Origin of the sequence: Salmonella sp. SJTUF14076 (assembly GCF_015534835.1) — a bacterium.
In the GTDB taxonomy this organism is placed as follows: Bacteria; Pseudomonadota; Gammaproteobacteria; order Enterobacterales; family Enterobacteriaceae; genus Salmonella; species Salmonella enterica.
Genome location: NZ_CP064674.1, coordinates 304689 through 318679, shown reverse-complemented (window position 1 = coordinate 318679; position 13991 = coordinate 304689). Strand labels below are relative to the sequence as shown.

At 54.9% G+C, this 13991-nt stretch carries 14 protein-coding genes; 3 read left to right on the top strand and 11 right to left on the bottom strand.

The window, feature by feature from the left end; genetic code table 11:
• The first annotated feature begins 24 nt into the window (after positions 1 to 24).
• The gene (locus HU143_RS01455; protein ID WP_023227427.1) at positions 25 to 996 is read left to right on the top strand and encodes a DMT family transporter; all 972 of its coding nucleotides are present in this window, start codon (positions 25 to 27) and stop codon (positions 994 to 996) included.
• A complete protein-coding gene (locus HU143_RS01450) occupies positions 993 to 2027 on the top strand; it encodes a phosphotriesterase family protein (protein WP_023227426.1) in 1035 nt (344 codons plus the stop codon). Before HU143_RS01455 ends, HU143_RS01450 begins: the two co-directional genes overlap by 4 nt.
• Positions 2028 to 2071: 44 nt before the next feature.
• Here HU143_RS01450 and ggt read toward each other — a convergent pair whose 3' ends face one another.
• Complete coding sequence (ggt, locus tag HU143_RS01445) at positions 2072 to 3814, bottom strand: gamma-glutamyltransferase (protein ID WP_023227425.1); 1743 nt, start codon at positions 3812 to 3814, stop codon at positions 2072 to 2074.
• Between the two features lie 125 nt (positions 3815 to 3939).
• On the opposite strand from ggt, the gene HU143_RS01440 reads away from it, so the two are divergent.
• Positions 3940 to 4356 carry a DUF2756 family protein gene (locus HU143_RS01440; protein ID WP_023227424.1) on the top strand — a complete coding sequence of 139 codons (417 nt, stop codon included), beginning with the start codon at positions 3940 to 3942 and terminating at the stop codon, positions 4354 to 4356.
• A gap of 12 nt (positions 4357 to 4368) precedes the next feature.
• Here the strand turns inward: HU143_RS01440 and ugpQ are convergent, their stop codons facing one another.
• The 10 genes from ugpQ to livH all read right to left on the bottom strand — a co-directional run bounded on the left by ugpQ (position 4369) and on the right by livH (position 13949).
• The gene (gene ugpQ, locus HU143_RS01435; protein WP_000073548.1) at positions 4369 to 5109 is read right to left on the bottom strand and encodes a glycerophosphodiester phosphodiesterase; all 741 of its coding nucleotides are present in this window, start codon (positions 5107 to 5109) and stop codon (positions 4369 to 4371) included.
• Positions 5106 to 6176: a sn-glycerol-3-phosphate import ATP-binding protein UgpC gene (locus HU143_RS01430; RefSeq protein WP_000907846.1), complete on the bottom strand. Its 1071-nt coding sequence runs from the start codon at positions 6174 to 6176 to the stop codon at positions 5106 to 5108. The genes ugpQ and HU143_RS01430 overlap by 4 nt, the downstream gene beginning before the upstream one ends.
• 268 nt (positions 6177 to 6444) lie before the next feature.
• Entirely contained in the window at positions 6445 to 7290 is an 846-nt protein-coding gene (gene ugpE / locus HU143_RS01425) for a sn-glycerol-3-phosphate ABC transporter permease UgpE (RefSeq protein ID WP_000572196.1), read from the bottom strand.
• Positions 7287 to 8174 carry a sn-glycerol-3-phosphate ABC transporter permease UgpA gene (gene ugpA, locus HU143_RS01420; RefSeq protein ID WP_000094074.1) on the bottom strand — a complete coding sequence of 296 codons (888 nt, stop codon included), beginning with the start codon at positions 8172 to 8174 and terminating at the stop codon, positions 7287 to 7289. Before ugpA ends, ugpE begins: the two co-directional genes overlap by 4 nt.
• Positions 8175 to 8278: 104 nt before the next feature.
• Positions 8279 to 9595 (bottom strand): sn-glycerol-3-phosphate ABC transporter substrate-binding protein UgpB, encoded by a 1317-nt coding sequence (gene ugpB / locus HU143_RS01415; protein ID WP_000624747.1) that lies wholly within the window; start codon positions 9593 to 9595, stop codon positions 8279 to 8281.
• A gap of 232 nt (positions 9596 to 9827) precedes the next feature.
• The gene (locus tag HU143_RS01410; RefSeq protein WP_020838617.1) at positions 9828 to 10106 is read right to left on the bottom strand and encodes a hypothetical protein; all 279 of its coding nucleotides are present in this window, start codon (positions 10104 to 10106) and stop codon (positions 9828 to 9830) included.
• Between the two features lie 163 nt (positions 10107 to 10269).
• A complete protein-coding gene (livF, locus tag HU143_RS01405) occupies positions 10270 to 10983 on the bottom strand; it encodes a high-affinity branched-chain amino acid ABC transporter ATP-binding protein LivF (RefSeq protein ID WP_000416114.1) in 714 nt (237 codons plus the stop codon).
• Between the two features lies 1 nt (position 10984).
• Positions 10985 to 11752, bottom strand: coding sequence for a high-affinity branched-chain amino acid ABC transporter ATP-binding protein LivG (gene livG, locus HU143_RS01400; RefSeq protein ID WP_000082080.1), 768 nt, complete (start codon positions 11750 to 11752; stop codon positions 10985 to 10987).
• A complete protein-coding gene (livM, locus tag HU143_RS01395) occupies positions 11749 to 13026 on the bottom strand; it encodes a branched chain amino acid ABC transporter permease LivM (protein WP_000803764.1) in 1278 nt (425 codons plus the stop codon). Before livM ends, livG begins: the two co-directional genes overlap by 4 nt.
• Complete coding sequence (livH, locus tag HU143_RS01390; protein ID WP_000003007.1) at positions 13023 to 13949, bottom strand: high-affinity branched-chain amino acid ABC transporter permease LivH; 927 nt, start codon at positions 13947 to 13949, stop codon at positions 13023 to 13025. Before livH ends, livM begins: the two co-directional genes overlap by 4 nt.
• Positions 13950 to 13991: the final 42 nt, after the last annotated feature.

The window sequence follows — 13991 nt, the reverse complement described above, 5'->3', positions numbered from 1 at the left end:
TTTATAAAATATAAGGATTGATGTATGAACAAGAATAAGTACTCAACCCCCTTACTGATGCTTGCCACCATCTTAGCCGGTATGCTTTCCCCGATGCAGTCTGCCGTTAATGGGCAGTTAGGACATTGGTTACAAGACGGTAATGCTTGCGCAGTAATCTCATTTGCCAGCGGTCTGGTCGTCATGTTTTTTATTATTATTGCGCGCAAAGAAACACGCCAGCAATTCGCCTCAATCCCTACTCTGATTAAAAAGAGAAAAATCCCGCTATGGAATTGGTTTGCAGGATTATGCGGGGCGATGGTCGTATTTTCTGAAGGCGCATCTGCCAGCGCGCTGGGCGTTGCCACCTTTCAAACGGCATTAATTTCCGCTCTGCTCCTTTCCGGCCTGCTGTGCGACCGTTTTGGCGTTGGTGTGGATGAGAAGAAATATTTTACGCCATGGCGCATTACTGGCGCATTGTTCGCCGTTATCGCCACCATTTTTGTCGTGTCGCCACAGTGGCACTCAACCTCGTTTATCCTGCTCGCTATCCTCCCCTTTTTGGCAGGGTTACTCGCTGGCTGGCAGCCTGCGGGGAATGCTAAAGTCGCCGAGGCAACGGGCTCCATGCTGGTGTCCATTACATGGAACTTCATCGTCGGCTTCTGTGTCCTGGGCGCGGCGCTGGCGATACGTATCGCATTAGGCCATGTCACCATCCAGTTACCCGATACATGGTGGATGTATCTCGGTGGCCCGCTGGGTCTGCTGTCCATCGGGCTAATGGCGATTCTGGTGAGAGGCTTAGGACTATTGATGCTGGGCGTAGCATCAACAGCAGGCCAACTGCTTGGCTCAGTGCTAATTGATGAATTGATCCCTTCATTAGGCAATACGGTCTACCTGGTCACCATCATCGGTACGCTGTTCGCGTTAGTCGGTGCGATTGTGACCACCATCCCTGAATACAGAGCATCCAAAATGGCGCAAAGAATGGAGGTGTCAGAATGAAAGGTTTCCTGCAAACCGTAACAGGCCCGGTGGCGCATACGGATATGGGGCTGACGCTACCGCATGAGCATCTGTTTAACGATCTGTCTTCGGTCGTAGACGAGCCACATTATGCTTTTTCACAGCAACTGGTGGGAAAGAAAGTCAGTGCTGACCTGCAGTGGGGGCTGAAACACGACCCATACTGCTGCGCCGATAACATGGACAGAAAAGAGATTGATGATGTTATCTTCGAAATCAATAACTTTATGTCTTTGGGCGGCAGGACGATTGTCGACGCCACCGGTTCAGAATCCATTGGACGGGATGCCTCAGCGCTACGAGAAGTTGCCTTAAAAACGGGTTTGAATATCGTTGCGTCATCCGGGCCTTATCTGGAGAAATTTGAAAGCACCCGGATCCATAAACCTGTTGAGCTGTTAGCCTCACTCATTGATAAAGAACTGAATCAGGGTATTGGTGAGACGGATATTCGCGCGGGCATGATCGGTGAAATCGGCGTATCACCTGCTTTTACCCAAGCGGAGCGTAACAGCCTGCGGGCAGCGTCTCTGGCACAATGTAGCAACCCCCACACGGCGATGAATATCCATATGCCGGGGTGGCTGCGACTGGGGGATGAGGTGCTGGATATTGTGCTGGAAGAAATGAACGTCTCCCCGGCAAAAGTCTCGCTGGCGCATTCGGACCCTTCAGGAAAAGATGTCGCCTATCAACGTAAAATGCTCGACCGCGGCGTATGGCTTGAATTTGACATGATTGGTCTGGACATTACCTTCCCAAAAGAAGGTGTCGCGCCGGGCGTTCAGGAGACAGCTGATGCGGTAGCACATCTGATTGAGTTAGGTTACGCCGACCAAATCGTTTTAAGCCATGACGTTTTTCTCAAACAGATGTGGGCGAAAAATGGCGGAAATGGCTGGGGGTTTGTACCAAATGTCTTCCTCGCCTATCTGGCTGCCCGTGGAGTAGACAACGATACTCTGCGCAAGCTCTGTATTGATAATCCAGCCCGATTACTCACGGCATAATCTGCAAATAGCCCGGTGCCTGACACCGGGCCTGGTATTAAAAATCAGTATCCCGCCGTTAAGTCATCTACGGAACGCGGGTCAGACGCACCGTACAGTTCGCCATCCGGTCCAACCATAATACTTTGGGTGCTGCCCATCGCTTCTTTCAGCGCGACTTTCTGCCCTTTCTGTTCCAGCAACTTCAGCGTATCGGGGCTGAAACCCTTTTCTACCCGCAGTTCGTCCGGCAACCATTGATGATGGAAGCGCGGCGCGTTGGTCGCTTCGGCGACGTTCATGCCAAAATCAATACTGTTCACTACCATTTGCAGCACGGTAGTGATGATTCGACTCCCGCCAGGGCTACCGGTCACCAGCCAGGTTTTGCCGTCTTTTACCACGATAGTCGGCGACATCGACGACAGCGGACGTTTTTTTGGTTCGACCGCGTTAGCATCGCCGCCCACCAGGCCATAAACATTGGGTACACCGGGTTTAGCAGAAAAATCATCCATTTGATTATTCAGCAGAATACCGGTATTTCCCGCCACAATTCCTGTGCCGAAGGTGGTGTTCAGGGTATAGGTCACCGCCACGGCATTGCCGTCTTTATCCACCACCGAGAAGTGGGTGGTCTGGTTGCTTTCATACGGGGCGAGCTTGCCAGGTTTTATCTGGCTGGAAGGTTTGGCCTTGTTGATATCAATTTGATCGGCCAACGTTTTCGCATAGGCTTTGTTGGTCAGCGCCTGCCACGGCACTTTCACAAAGTCCGGATCGCCCAGATACTCTGAGCGGTCAGCGTAGGCATATTTTTCCGCTTCCGCCATGATTTGCATGGCATCGGCGCTGCCAAAGCCGTACTTCTTCATATCGAAGTTTTCAAGAATATTGAGGATTTGCACGATGTGAATACCGCCCGAGGACGGCGGCGGCATGGAGAAAACCTGATACCCGCGATAGTCACCGCTGATTGGCGTACGCTCAACGGCTTTATAGCTGGCTAAATCCTCTTTGGTCATCAGACCGCCGTTCTTCTGCATTTCCCCGGCAATCTGGTCGGCAATCGCCCCTTTATAAAACGCAGCCGGGCCGTTTTCGGCAATCATTTCCAGGCTTTTCGCCAGATTCTTCTGGACCAGCTTATCGCCTTTTTTCAGCGGCTCGCCGTCTTTCCAGAAAATGGCTTTGCTGTTCTCATGATTAGGGATCACTTCGCTGCCGTAAGTTTTTAAGTCGTCGGCCAGCGCATCGTTAACCACAAAACCCTCTTCCGCCAGCTTCATCGCCGGACGCACCACTTTATTCAGCGGCATCGTGCCGTATTTCTCCAGCGCCAGCGAGAACCCCGCCACGGTGCCAGGCGTACCGGATGCCAGATGCGACGTCAGCGACTTTTTCGCATCGGCGTTACCCTGATCGTCGAGGAACATATCACGGGTCGCGGCAGCAGGCGCCATTTCACGAAAATCAATCGCCGTGGTAGCGCCATCTTTAGTGCGCAGCAGCATAAATCCCCCGCCGCCCAGATTCCCGGCTTGCGGATGCGTGACAGCCAGCGCATAGCCCACGGCGACGGCGGCATCCACGGCATTACCGCCCTGCTTTAAGATATCCACGCCAACCTGCGTCGCCATTGCATCCACGGACGCCACCATCCCTTGCGTCGCCCGTACAGGATGAAAGACATCTTCTTCAACACCATAGGAGACTGGCGGCGCGACGGGAGGATTGGCCACCGCGCTAAACGTCCCCCCGGCCAGCAGAGCGGCGATCGCCACCCAGCGCATAAACGTTGGTTTCATCGTTGTTTTTCTCCAGATAAATGGGTGTATGTCCCGTTTAATCCTGGTCCACAACGCTTAAAAAATCATCATCATGGCGAAATAGAGGTACACTTAAAAAGAGGCCTCATCGGGAGGAGACGACAATGAAACGCTTATTACTTATTACGGCTTTGTTACCCTTTGCTGTATTGGCCCAGCCAATTAACACTATGAATAATCCTAATCAGCCAGGTTATCAGATCCCCAGCCAGCAGCGTATGCAGACGCAGATGCAAACGCAGCAGATTCAGCAGCAGGGTATGTTGAAACAACAGATGCAAACGCAGGCACGCAGCCAGCAGCAAAATCTACAGTCGCAGTTGAATGCCAATACGCAGCGGGTTCAGCAGGGACAGCCGGGCAGCGGTATGCTCGGTCAGCAAACGCTGCCCAATACGCAGGGCGGAATGCTCAGCGGCAGCGGAAATCCGGACCGGATGCTAAACCATTCCCAGCCAATGTTGCAGCAGGGCAGCGGGACGCCGCAGCCTGACATCCCGCTGAAAACCATCAGCCCTTAAAACTGACGGCCCTTAAAACTGAAAGTGAGGGCCGATGTCATCAATGCGATCGGTGCAGATACAATCCACGCCCCAGCGCAGCAGCTCTGCCGCCCGCTGGGGCTGATTGACGGTATACACCAGAATCCGCAGACCCGCGGCCTTAATCTCTTGCACTCGCGTCTCATCGAGTAATTTATGGTTGAGATGGAGGGAAACACAGCCCAGACGGGTCGTCAGTTCACGCCAGTCTTCACGCCATTTATCCAGCAGTAACCCGCGCGGCAGTTCAGGTGCTGCCGCCTGCGCCGCTTCCAGCGCCTCTATCTCAAAGGAAGAAAGCAGCGGCGGCGTCATCCCGGCCCACAGTTCGCGGGCGGCCAACGCCACGACGCGTCCTGTTAGCCTTCCGCTCCCCGTTGTCGGTTTGATCTCAATATTCGCCATCATGCCGTGTTTACGGCAGCGCTCCGCCACCTGCGAGAGCAACGGCAGCGGCTCGCCTTTAAATTCGCCGCTAAACCAACCGCCAGCGTCCACACGCAATAAATCCTGCCAGTTCAACTCGCCCGCCACGCCCCAACCATTGCTGGTGCGCTCCAGGTTATCGTCATGCAGCAGGAAAATTTCGCCGTCTTTCGACAGCTTGGCATCAAACTCAATCATGGTGTGCCCGTATCGCGCGCCCACGTCAATCGCCGCCAGAGTGTTTTCCGGCGCCAGTTTACCGCCGCCGCGATGGGCGACAATGTGGGGATAAGGCCAGTTACTCATACACGTTGTCCTGTTTCGCCATCAAAAAGATGCCGCTGATGTTCCGGCAGATGCAGCCATAGCGTACTGCCCGCCGCCGGGCGTTGCTGATGCGCCAACCGCACCACCAGTTTCTGATCGCCCCAGCGCCCATGCGCCAGATTATCCGCGCCCAGAATCTCCAGCGTGTCTACCGTTAACGGCACGCCGCCTTCCGCCTGCGAGCTTAACGCAATATGCTCCGGGCGGATACCCAGCGTCATTTTACGTCCGGCATGACCCCGATAGTCCGCACTTATCGGCAACGCCAGACCGCCAGGCAATTCGAAACGGTCGCCGGAAGCGCTGATAACGCCGTCCAACAGATTCATCGCCGGGCTGCCAATAAAGCTCGCCACGAAGCGACTGGCCGGTTTTTCATACACCTCTACCGGCGTGCCAATCTGTTCTGCGACGCCTTTATTCATCACCATCACCCGCTGGGCCAGCGTCATCGCCTCTACCTGATCGTGAGTAACATAGAGCGAGGTGGTACGAAGACGACGATGCAGATGTTGTAACTCCAGACGCATCTGCACGCGCAGCTTGGCGTCGAGGTTAGAAAGCGGTTCGTCGAATAAAAAGACTGCCGGCTCGCGGACGATCGCGCGCCCCATTGCCACGCGCTGCCGCTGACCGCCGGAAAGCTCGCGTGGACGGCGTTTAAGCAGGCCGTCCAGCTCCAGAATGCGCGCAGCCTCCCGCACACGTTCTTCAATATGCGCTTTGCTCATACCGCGAATTTTTAGTCCCCACGCCATGTTCTCTTCTACGCTCATATGGGGATAGAGAGCATAGTTCTGAAATACCATCGCGATGCCGCGATCTTTGGGCTCCATCTCGGTGACCCGTTTGCGATCAATCCAGATATCGCCGCTGGTCACGCGTTCCAGACCAGCCACCATCCGCAACAACGTTGATTTGCCGCAGCCGGACGGCCCGACCATCACGATAAATTCGCCATCCGCCACGTCCAGCGTTAACGGTTGAATGACCTGGGTTTTGCCGTCCCAGCTTTTGGTTACTGCCTGTAGTTTTAAACCAGCCATAGAGGTTGCATCCCTTGATTATTCATGAACGTCGCTGGCGGCTATTTTTGCCCAGGGCAAGGCGCGAGCGACGAAGTTTGGTGGGCCCAAATTAGACGCGAGTAACGCGGCACTGGGCAAAAATAGCCCCAGCCCTTTGGGACGCGTGCCGAAATCGCGTACTCTGCGTTGTCGGATTTGGACATAGGCCCACTATGTCCATCATCCTCCGCCTTGATTACGCGATTTCGGCTCAGCGTCGACGTCACGAATAATCAAGGGATACAACCTACTTCTCACTGTCCACTAAACCACGCACAAACGCCCGTTGCATGGCTAACACAATTACGACCGGGGGAATCAGAGTCAGCAGCATTGCCGCCATCACCTGGTTCCATTGCGTGGTACCTTCGCCAGTGGCGATCATCCCTTTGATACCCGCTACGGCAGTGCCAAGATTCACGTCGGTGATAATCAACAGCGGCCACAGATACTGGTTCCAGCCGTAGATAAAGGTGATGACGAATAACGCCGCCAGGTTGGTTTTTGACAGCGGCAACACGATGTCGCGGAAAAAGCGCATCGGCGACGCGCCGTCAATACGGGCCGCCTCCACCAGTTCATCCGGAAGCGTCATAAAGAACTGACGAAACAGGAAAGTGGCGGTAGCGGACGCCATCAGCGGTAGCGTCAGACCAGCATAGCTGTCGAGCATTTTCAGGTTGGCGATCACTTCCACCGTCGGGAAGATACGCACTTCAACCGGCAGCATCAGGGTGATAAAAATCATCCAGAAGAACAGGTTACGCAGGGGAAAACGAAACCAGACGATGGCGAATGCGGAAAGCATAGATACCGTGATTTTGCCTACCGTAATGCTGAACGCCATAATGAAACTGTTAAGCATCATCAGCCAGAATGGCGCGCTATTAACACCGACGCCGTTGACCCAAATAGTTTTGATATTCTCCAGTAACTGCGTGCCGGGAAGCAGTGTCATCGGCGTCTCAAACACCGCGCGGTCGTCCAGCGTCGCCGCGACAAACGCGACATACAGCGGAAACAAAATGACCGCGATCCCCAGAATCAGCATGGTATGGCTGAATATTGTCAGCCCGCGACGATTCTCTATCATTGGTAACGCACCTTACTTTCCACATAGCGGAACTGCACCACCGTCAGAATGATGACGAGGAACATCAACACCACCGACTGCGCGGCGGACGCCGAGAGATCCAGGCCGGTAAACCCTTCGCGATAAATCTTATAAATCAGCGTCGTGGTGGCTTGTACCGGCCCGCCGGCGGTCGCGGCGTCGATCACCGGGAAGGTGTCGAAAAAGGCATACACCAGGTTGACCACCAGCAGGAAGAAACTGACCGGCGCAATAAGCGGCAAAGAAAGCCGGAAGAAACGACGAATCGGCCCGGCGCCGTCAATGGCCGCCGCTTCCACCAGCGAGCGGGGAATGGATTGCAGCGCGGCAAAGAAGAATAAAAAGTTGTAACTAATCTGCTTCCAGACTGACGCAAATACCACCAGGAACATCGCCTGACCGCTGTTTTGCGCGTGGTTCCAGTCATAGCCGAATTCGCCAAGGAAATGGGTGATTAATCCCCGCCCCGGGTTAAACAGGAAAATCCACAATACGGCGGCGACGGCGGGCGCGACGGCATAAGGCAGCAGCATCAGCGTCTGATAAAAACGGCTGCCGCGCACCACGTAATCCACCAGGGCGGCGAAAAACAACGAGACCAGCAGGCCGCTAAACGTGACCAGCGCGCTGAATTTAATCGTCGTCCAGAAGGCATCGAGATAATAACTGTCGTGAAAAAGCGCGACGAAATTCTCCAGCCCGACAAATTGGCTGGAAAAACCAAACGGATCGACGCTTTGCAGCGAATACCACAGCGCTTCGCCCGCAGGCCAGATAAAGAAAATAACGGTGATAACCAACTGCGGAGCAACCAGTAAATACGGCAGCCAGCGCGAGCGGAACACCGGACGGAATGATGACATGAAGATTCTTTTCCTGGAAGGTGCCGGATGGCGGTGCAAGCACCTTATCCGGCCTACAAACGCTGTAGGCCTGATAAGCGCAGCGCCATCAGGCACTTATACACTTAAGATTTGCTCGCTTTCTCAAAACGACGCAGTAACTGATTCCCGCGATCCACCGCGGTATCCAACGCCTGTTGTGGGGTTTTCTTCCCGGTCCAGACGCTTTCCAGCTCTTCGTCCACGATGGTACGAATCTGCGGCATATTGCCCAGACGCAAGCCTTTGGTGAAGGGTAACGGCGGCTTATTCAACATCTGGCGAGTGGCGATATCCGCACCGGGGTTTTTATCGTAATAACCCTGCTCGCGGGTCAGCTCGTAGGCGGCGGTGGTAATCGGCAGGTAGCCGGTTTTTTGATGCCATTCAGCAGCGTTTTCCGGTTTTGCCAGGAAGTCGAGGAATTTGGCGACGCCGGTATAGGTTTCTTTATCTTTACCCTGCATGACCCATAGGCTGGCTCCGCCGATAATAGCGTTTTGCGGCGCGCCCTTGATATCCGCGTCGTACGGCATCATACCCACGCCATAGTTAAATTTGGCATACTGGCGGATATTGGCGAGCGAGCCGGAGGACGCGGTTGTCATCGCGCAGTCACCGTTATAAAACTTCTCGGTAGACTCGTCCTTACGCCCAACATAGCTAAAATCGCCTTTCTTATTCATCTCTTCCAGCAGCGCGATATGTTTCACCTGCTCTGGCTTATTAAACTCCAGCACCGCATCTGTACCGTCAAAGCCATTGTTTTTACTGGCAAAGGGGAGACCGTTCCAGGCGCTGAAGTTTTCCAGTTGGATCCAGCCTTGCCAGCCGCTGGCGTAACCGCATTTCATGCCTGCCGCTCTCAGTTTCGCGGTATAGTCAGCCAGCTCCTGCCAGGTTTTCGGCGGCTGTTCCGGATCTAAACCGGCTTTCTTAAAGGCGTCTTTGTTGTAGTACAGTACCGGCGTGGAGCTGTTAAAGGGCTGGGAGAGCAGATGCCCGCTTTTAGCATCGGTGTAGTAGCCTGCAACGGTCGGTACAAACTGGGACTCGTCAAAGTTAATACCGGCGTCTTTAAACACTTCATAAACCGGCTTAATGGCTTTCGAGGCCATCATGGTCGCCGTCCCAACCTCATAAACCTGCAATATTGCCGGCGCGTTGCCGGTACGGAATGCCGCGATCCCGGCGCTCAGGTTCTGTTCATAGTTCCCCTTATAGACCGGAACGATTTTGTAATCCGGATTGGCCTGGTTGAAACGTTGCGCCAGTGAATCAACTTCTTTGCCTAACTCCCCTTCCATTGAATGCCAGAATGGAATAGTGGTGACAGCCAACGCCTGACCCGTAAATGCCAGACTCAGCGCCAGTCCTAAAGCTGTATGTCGTAACGATATCATCGGTTATCTCTCTTTTTGTGCCGGGATGCGCGATATCACGCGTTTTATGTTCGCGGGGGTAACATGACATGCTCGAATGACAGAAAAATAACTTTTTTATTACAAAAAAAAGATAGTAAGGCGACAGAGAGATGGCAAGGCAGTGAAAGCGCCGGAAAAGAAAAGTGGGAGCTACGGCACGTCTGACAGCGTAATGCTGACCAGACATGCGTTATTTGGCTGGCGTCAGCAGTTAATCACGATGAGAATACTTTTTGTACTGATTTTGTAAGCGCCGCTGATCTCGCCGCTCGCGTTCACGCTGAATGTCGGATTTTTCATCCTCCCACGTTGCACAATCCGGATGATGACGCACTTCGCAGGTCGTTGCGGCCAGTGGATAAGGCGTTGCGGTTTCTTCTTGCCAGATAGCAGGATCGCGGGGATCAAAATCGTTTGAGGTTAAGGCGTTAACACTGAACGAAGCCGCGAACAACAGCGTTCCCATTATGCAGGCGCCTGAACGTATCATCCTTGCTCCTTCTTCGGTGGTTATAGTTGATAACTATTCTCAACTATAACATATTGGTACGAAAAATGTTCTACTGATTTGCCGAATGGCGAGTAATCCGCCAGGTCCGGTAAGCGGTAGCGCCACCGGGCGCGTTTGCCAGATGGCAGCTGTAAACTGCGCCTTATCCGCCCAGATAGGCGCTGCGCACCGCTTCGTTCGCCAGCAGCGCATCACCGGTATCGGATAGCACTACGTGGCCGTTTTCCAGCACATAACCGCGGTCGGCGAGCTTCAGCGCCTGGTTAGCGTTTTGCTCGACAAGGAAGATGGTCATACCCTGCTCGCGCAACTGCTCAATGGTGTCGAAGATCTGCTGGATGATGATCGGCGCCAGCCCCAGCGACGGTTCATCCAGCAGCAACAGGCGCGGCTGGCTCATCAGCGCGCGACCAATCGCCAGCATCTGCTGTTCGCCGCCGGACATGGTGCCCGCTCGCTGGATACGGCGTTCATGCAGGCGCGGAAACAGCTCGTACACCCATTTGATACGCTCCTGAAACCGATCGCGCTCGGCAAAAAAACCGCCCATCGCCAGGTTCTCTTCCACCGTCATCCGCGAGAAGACGCGCCGCCCTTCCGGCACTATCGCCACCGCTTCACGCATGATTTTCGCCGTCTGCCAGTCGGTGATGTCTTTACCGTCAAACACCACCCGTCCGCTGGAGGCGCGCGGATCGCCGCACAAGGTGCCAAGCAGCGTCGTTTTCCCCGCGCCGTTAGCGCCAATCAGGGTAACGATTTCCCCCTGGTTGATGTGCAGACTGACGTCGTGCAGCGCCTGAATCTTGCCGTAGTGGGCGCTGACTTTTTCAAACGTTAACATCGTTTTTTCCATCTTATGCCTCACCCAGATAAGCGCGGATGACGTCCGGGTTGTTGCGGATCTCTTCCGGCGTGCCGTTCGCCAGCGGCGTGCCCTGGTTCACCACGTAAATACGGTCGGAAATTCCCATCACCAGCTTCATATCGTGTTCAATCAGCAAGATAGTAGTGTTGTGATGGTTACGTAGTTCGGCAATCAGCTCATCCAGCTCTTTGGTCTCTTTCGGGTTAAGGCCGGCCGCCGGTTCGTCGAGCATCAGAATTTCTGGCTGCGTCACCATGCAGCGGGCAATCTCCAGCCGGCGCTGGTCGCCGTAGGCCAGATTACTGGCCTGGCGATTGGCATGTTCCAGCAGGCCAATACGCTCAAGCCAGGTCGCCGCGCGGTCCAGCGCTTCGCTTTGCGCGCGGCGGAAAGCGGGCGTTTTCAACAGGCCGGAAAAGAGGCCCGTTTTCAGTTGCTGGTGCTGCGCCACCAGCAGGTTTTCAATCACCGTCATTTCGCGAAACAGACGCACATGCTGGAAAGTACGTACCACGCCCATGCGGGCGATCTGCTGGCCCGGCAATCCTTCCAGATGCCGCTCGCGCAACATGATCGTACCGCCTGTCGGCTTATAGAAACCGGTCAGGCAGTTAAACACCGTCGTTTTACCCGCGCCGTTAGGGCCAATCAGCGACACAATTTCCCGCTCACGCAATTCCAGCGATACATTGTTGACCGCCAGCAAACCGCCAAAGCGCATCATCAGGCCGTTAACCGCTAATAATGGCTGACTCATGCCTGCTCTCCTTTCGCCTGACCACTTTTCAGCTTCAACTGCGGACGCGTCATCGGCAGCAATCCCTGCGGGCGCCAGATCATCATCAACACCATCAAACCGCCGAGCATCAACATGCTGTATTCGTTGAAGTCGCGCATCAACTCGCGCGACACCACCAACAGAACCGCCGCCAGGATCACCGCAAACTGCGAGCCCATTCCGCCCAGCACCACAATCGCCAGCACGAAGGCGGATTCGGCGAAGGTGAAAGATTCCGGGCTGACAAAGCCCTGGCGGGCGGCAAACAACGTCCCGGCGAAACCGGCAAACGCGGCGCTGATAGTAAAAGCGGTCAGCTTGATGCGCGTCGGGCTTAAACCTAATGAGCGACAGGCGATCTCATCCTCACGCAACGCTTCCCACGCCCGGCCCAGCGGCATACGCAGCAGGCGGTTAATGACAAACAGCGATAAGACCACCAGCAACAGGGCCACCAGATAGAGGAAAATGACCCGGTCGGATGGGTCGTACTTCACGCCAAAGAAATTGCTGAAGGTATCCCAGCCGCCTTCGCGGGTGTTGCGGCTAAACTCCAGACCAAACAGCGTCGGTTTGGGAATCTGGCTGATGCCGTTCGGGCCGCCGGTAATTTCAGTGTTATTGAGCAACAGGATACGGACGATTTCGCCGAAGCCGAGCGTCACAATCGCCAGATAGTCGCCGCGCAGACGCAGTACCGGGAAGCCGAGCAGGAAACCAGCAGCGGCGGAGACCAATCCCGCCAGCGGCAGGCAGGTCCAGAAACCCAAACCATAATAATGGTTGAGCAGCGCAAAGGTATAAGCGCCGATGGCGTAAAAGCCGCCGTAGCCCAATACCAGCAGACCGGACAGCCCCACCACCACGTTCAGCCCCAGACCGAGGATGATATAAATCATGGTCATAGTGGCGATATCCACGCTACCGCGCGACACCATAAACGGCCACGCCACGGCGATAACCAGCAGCGCCATCAGAAACAGCTTTTGCTTAACGGTAGAGCCATCGATCGCCGGCAGAATAAACTTCGGTCCGGAGACGTGCTTCACCGCTTTCTGGAACATCGGACGCAGCAACTGAAAGAAAAAAACCACTGCCGTACCGATAAAGATCCACTGCCAGCGGATGTCGGCGGCGGTATCCACCACCAGTTTGGTGCCGTCCAGCTCCAGTTGTACGCCCATGAAGACGCCAGCCAGAACGAAGAACATCGCCGCAGAGAACAGAGCCATCGCAATATGCATCGGTTTCATACTTTCTCTACCTCCGGACGCCCCAGGATACCGGTCGGCATCACCAGCAGTACCAGAATCAGCAGAGCGAACGATACGACATCTTTATATTCGGTACTTAAATATGCAGACGAGAGCGCTTCGGCAACGCCCAAAATCAGACCGCCGATCATCGCGCCCGGAATGCTGCCAATCCCGCCCAGCACCGCCGCGGTGAACGCTTTCATCCCGGCCATAAAACCGATGTAGGGGTTAATCACGCCATAGAACTGGCCGAGCAGCACGCCCGCCACCGCCGCCATTGCCGCGCCGATAACAAACGTTAGCGCAATGACGCGGTCGGTATTAATGCCGAGCAGGCTGGCCATTTTCAGATCCTCCGCGCAGGCGCGGCAGGCGCGGCCCATCCGGGAGTAGCGAATGAAAATGGTGAGCGCCAGCATAGCCAGAAAGGTGACTATCCAGATAACCGCCTGCATGGTGGTGATGGACGCGGAAAAGTTTTCGCTGCTGCCCACAATCCACTGGCCGTTAAACAGGCTGGGTAACGCCACGTCGCGCGAACCTTCCGTCAGGCTGACGTAGTTTTGCAGAAAGATGGACATCCCGATGGCGGAAATCAGGGCGATCAGGCGCTTGGAATTGCGCACGGGCCGGTAAGCGACTCGCTCGATACTCCAGCCGTAGGCGCTGGCAATAATAATCGCGCCGATAAATCCAGCGGCCACCAGGAGCCAACTGGTGTCTATTCCCATCATCATTAGCGCGGCGATGATCATAAAAGAGACGTAGCTGCCGATCATATACACCTCGCCATGAGCGAAGTTGATCATGCCGATAATGCCGTACACCATCGTATAACCGATAGCAATCAGCGCGTAGGTGCTCCCCAGCGTGACGCCGTTAAACATCTGCTGCAAGAAATAGAGAAACTGCTCGGACATAAGGTAACCTTTTTAAACCCGCCCGGCGTGCGGGCGGTGGGA

Excerpts from the sequence above, each read along its gene's own strand:
- ugpA (WP_000094074.1), bottom strand. The coding sequence starts at position 8,174 with ATGTCATCATTCCGTCCGGTGTTCCGCTCGCGCTGGCTGCCGTATTTA.
- ugpB (WP_000624747.1), bottom strand. The coding sequence starts at position 9,595 with ATGATATCGTTACGACATACAGCTTTAGGACTGGCGCTGAGTCTGGCA.
- ugpQ (WP_000073548.1), bottom strand. The coding sequence starts at position 5,109 with ATGAGTAACTGGCCTTATCCCCACATTGTCGCCCATCGCGGCGGCGGT.
- ggt (WP_023227425.1), bottom strand. The coding sequence starts at position 3,814 with ATGAAACCAACGTTTATGCGCTGGGTGGCGATCGCCGCTCTGCTGGCC.
- livG (WP_000082080.1), bottom strand. The coding sequence starts at position 11,752 with ATGAGTCAGCCATTATTAGCGGTTAACGGCCTGATGATGCGCTTTGGC.
- HU143_RS01410 (WP_020838617.1), bottom strand. The coding sequence starts at position 10,106 with ATGATACGTTCAGGCGCCTGCATAATGGGAACGCTGTTGTTCGCGGCT.
- HU143_RS01440 (WP_023227424.1), top strand. The coding sequence starts at position 3,940 with ATGAAACGCTTATTACTTATTACGGCTTTGTTACCCTTTGCTGTATTG.
- livM (WP_000803764.1), bottom strand. The coding sequence starts at position 13,026 with ATGAAACCGATGCATATTGCGATGGCTCTGTTCTCTGCGGCGATGTTC.
- HU143_RS01430 (WP_000907846.1), bottom strand. The coding sequence starts at position 6,176 with ATGGCTGGTTTAAAACTACAGGCAGTAACCAAAAGCTGGGACGGCAAA.
- ugpE (WP_000572196.1), bottom strand. The coding sequence starts at position 7,290 with ATGATAGAGAATCGTCGCGGGCTGACAATATTCAGCCATACCATGCTG.
- livF (WP_000416114.1), bottom strand. The coding sequence starts at position 10,983 with ATGGAAAAAACGATGTTAACGTTTGAAAAAGTCAGCGCCCACTACGGC.
- HU143_RS01455 (WP_023227427.1), top strand. The coding sequence starts at position 25 with ATGAACAAGAATAAGTACTCAACCCCCTTACTGATGCTTGCCACCATC.
- HU143_RS01450 (WP_023227426.1), top strand. The coding sequence starts at position 993 with ATGAAAGGTTTCCTGCAAACCGTAACAGGCCCGGTGGCGCATACGGAT.
- livH (WP_000003007.1), bottom strand. The coding sequence starts at position 13,949 with ATGTCCGAGCAGTTTCTCTATTTCTTGCAGCAGATGTTTAACGGCGTC.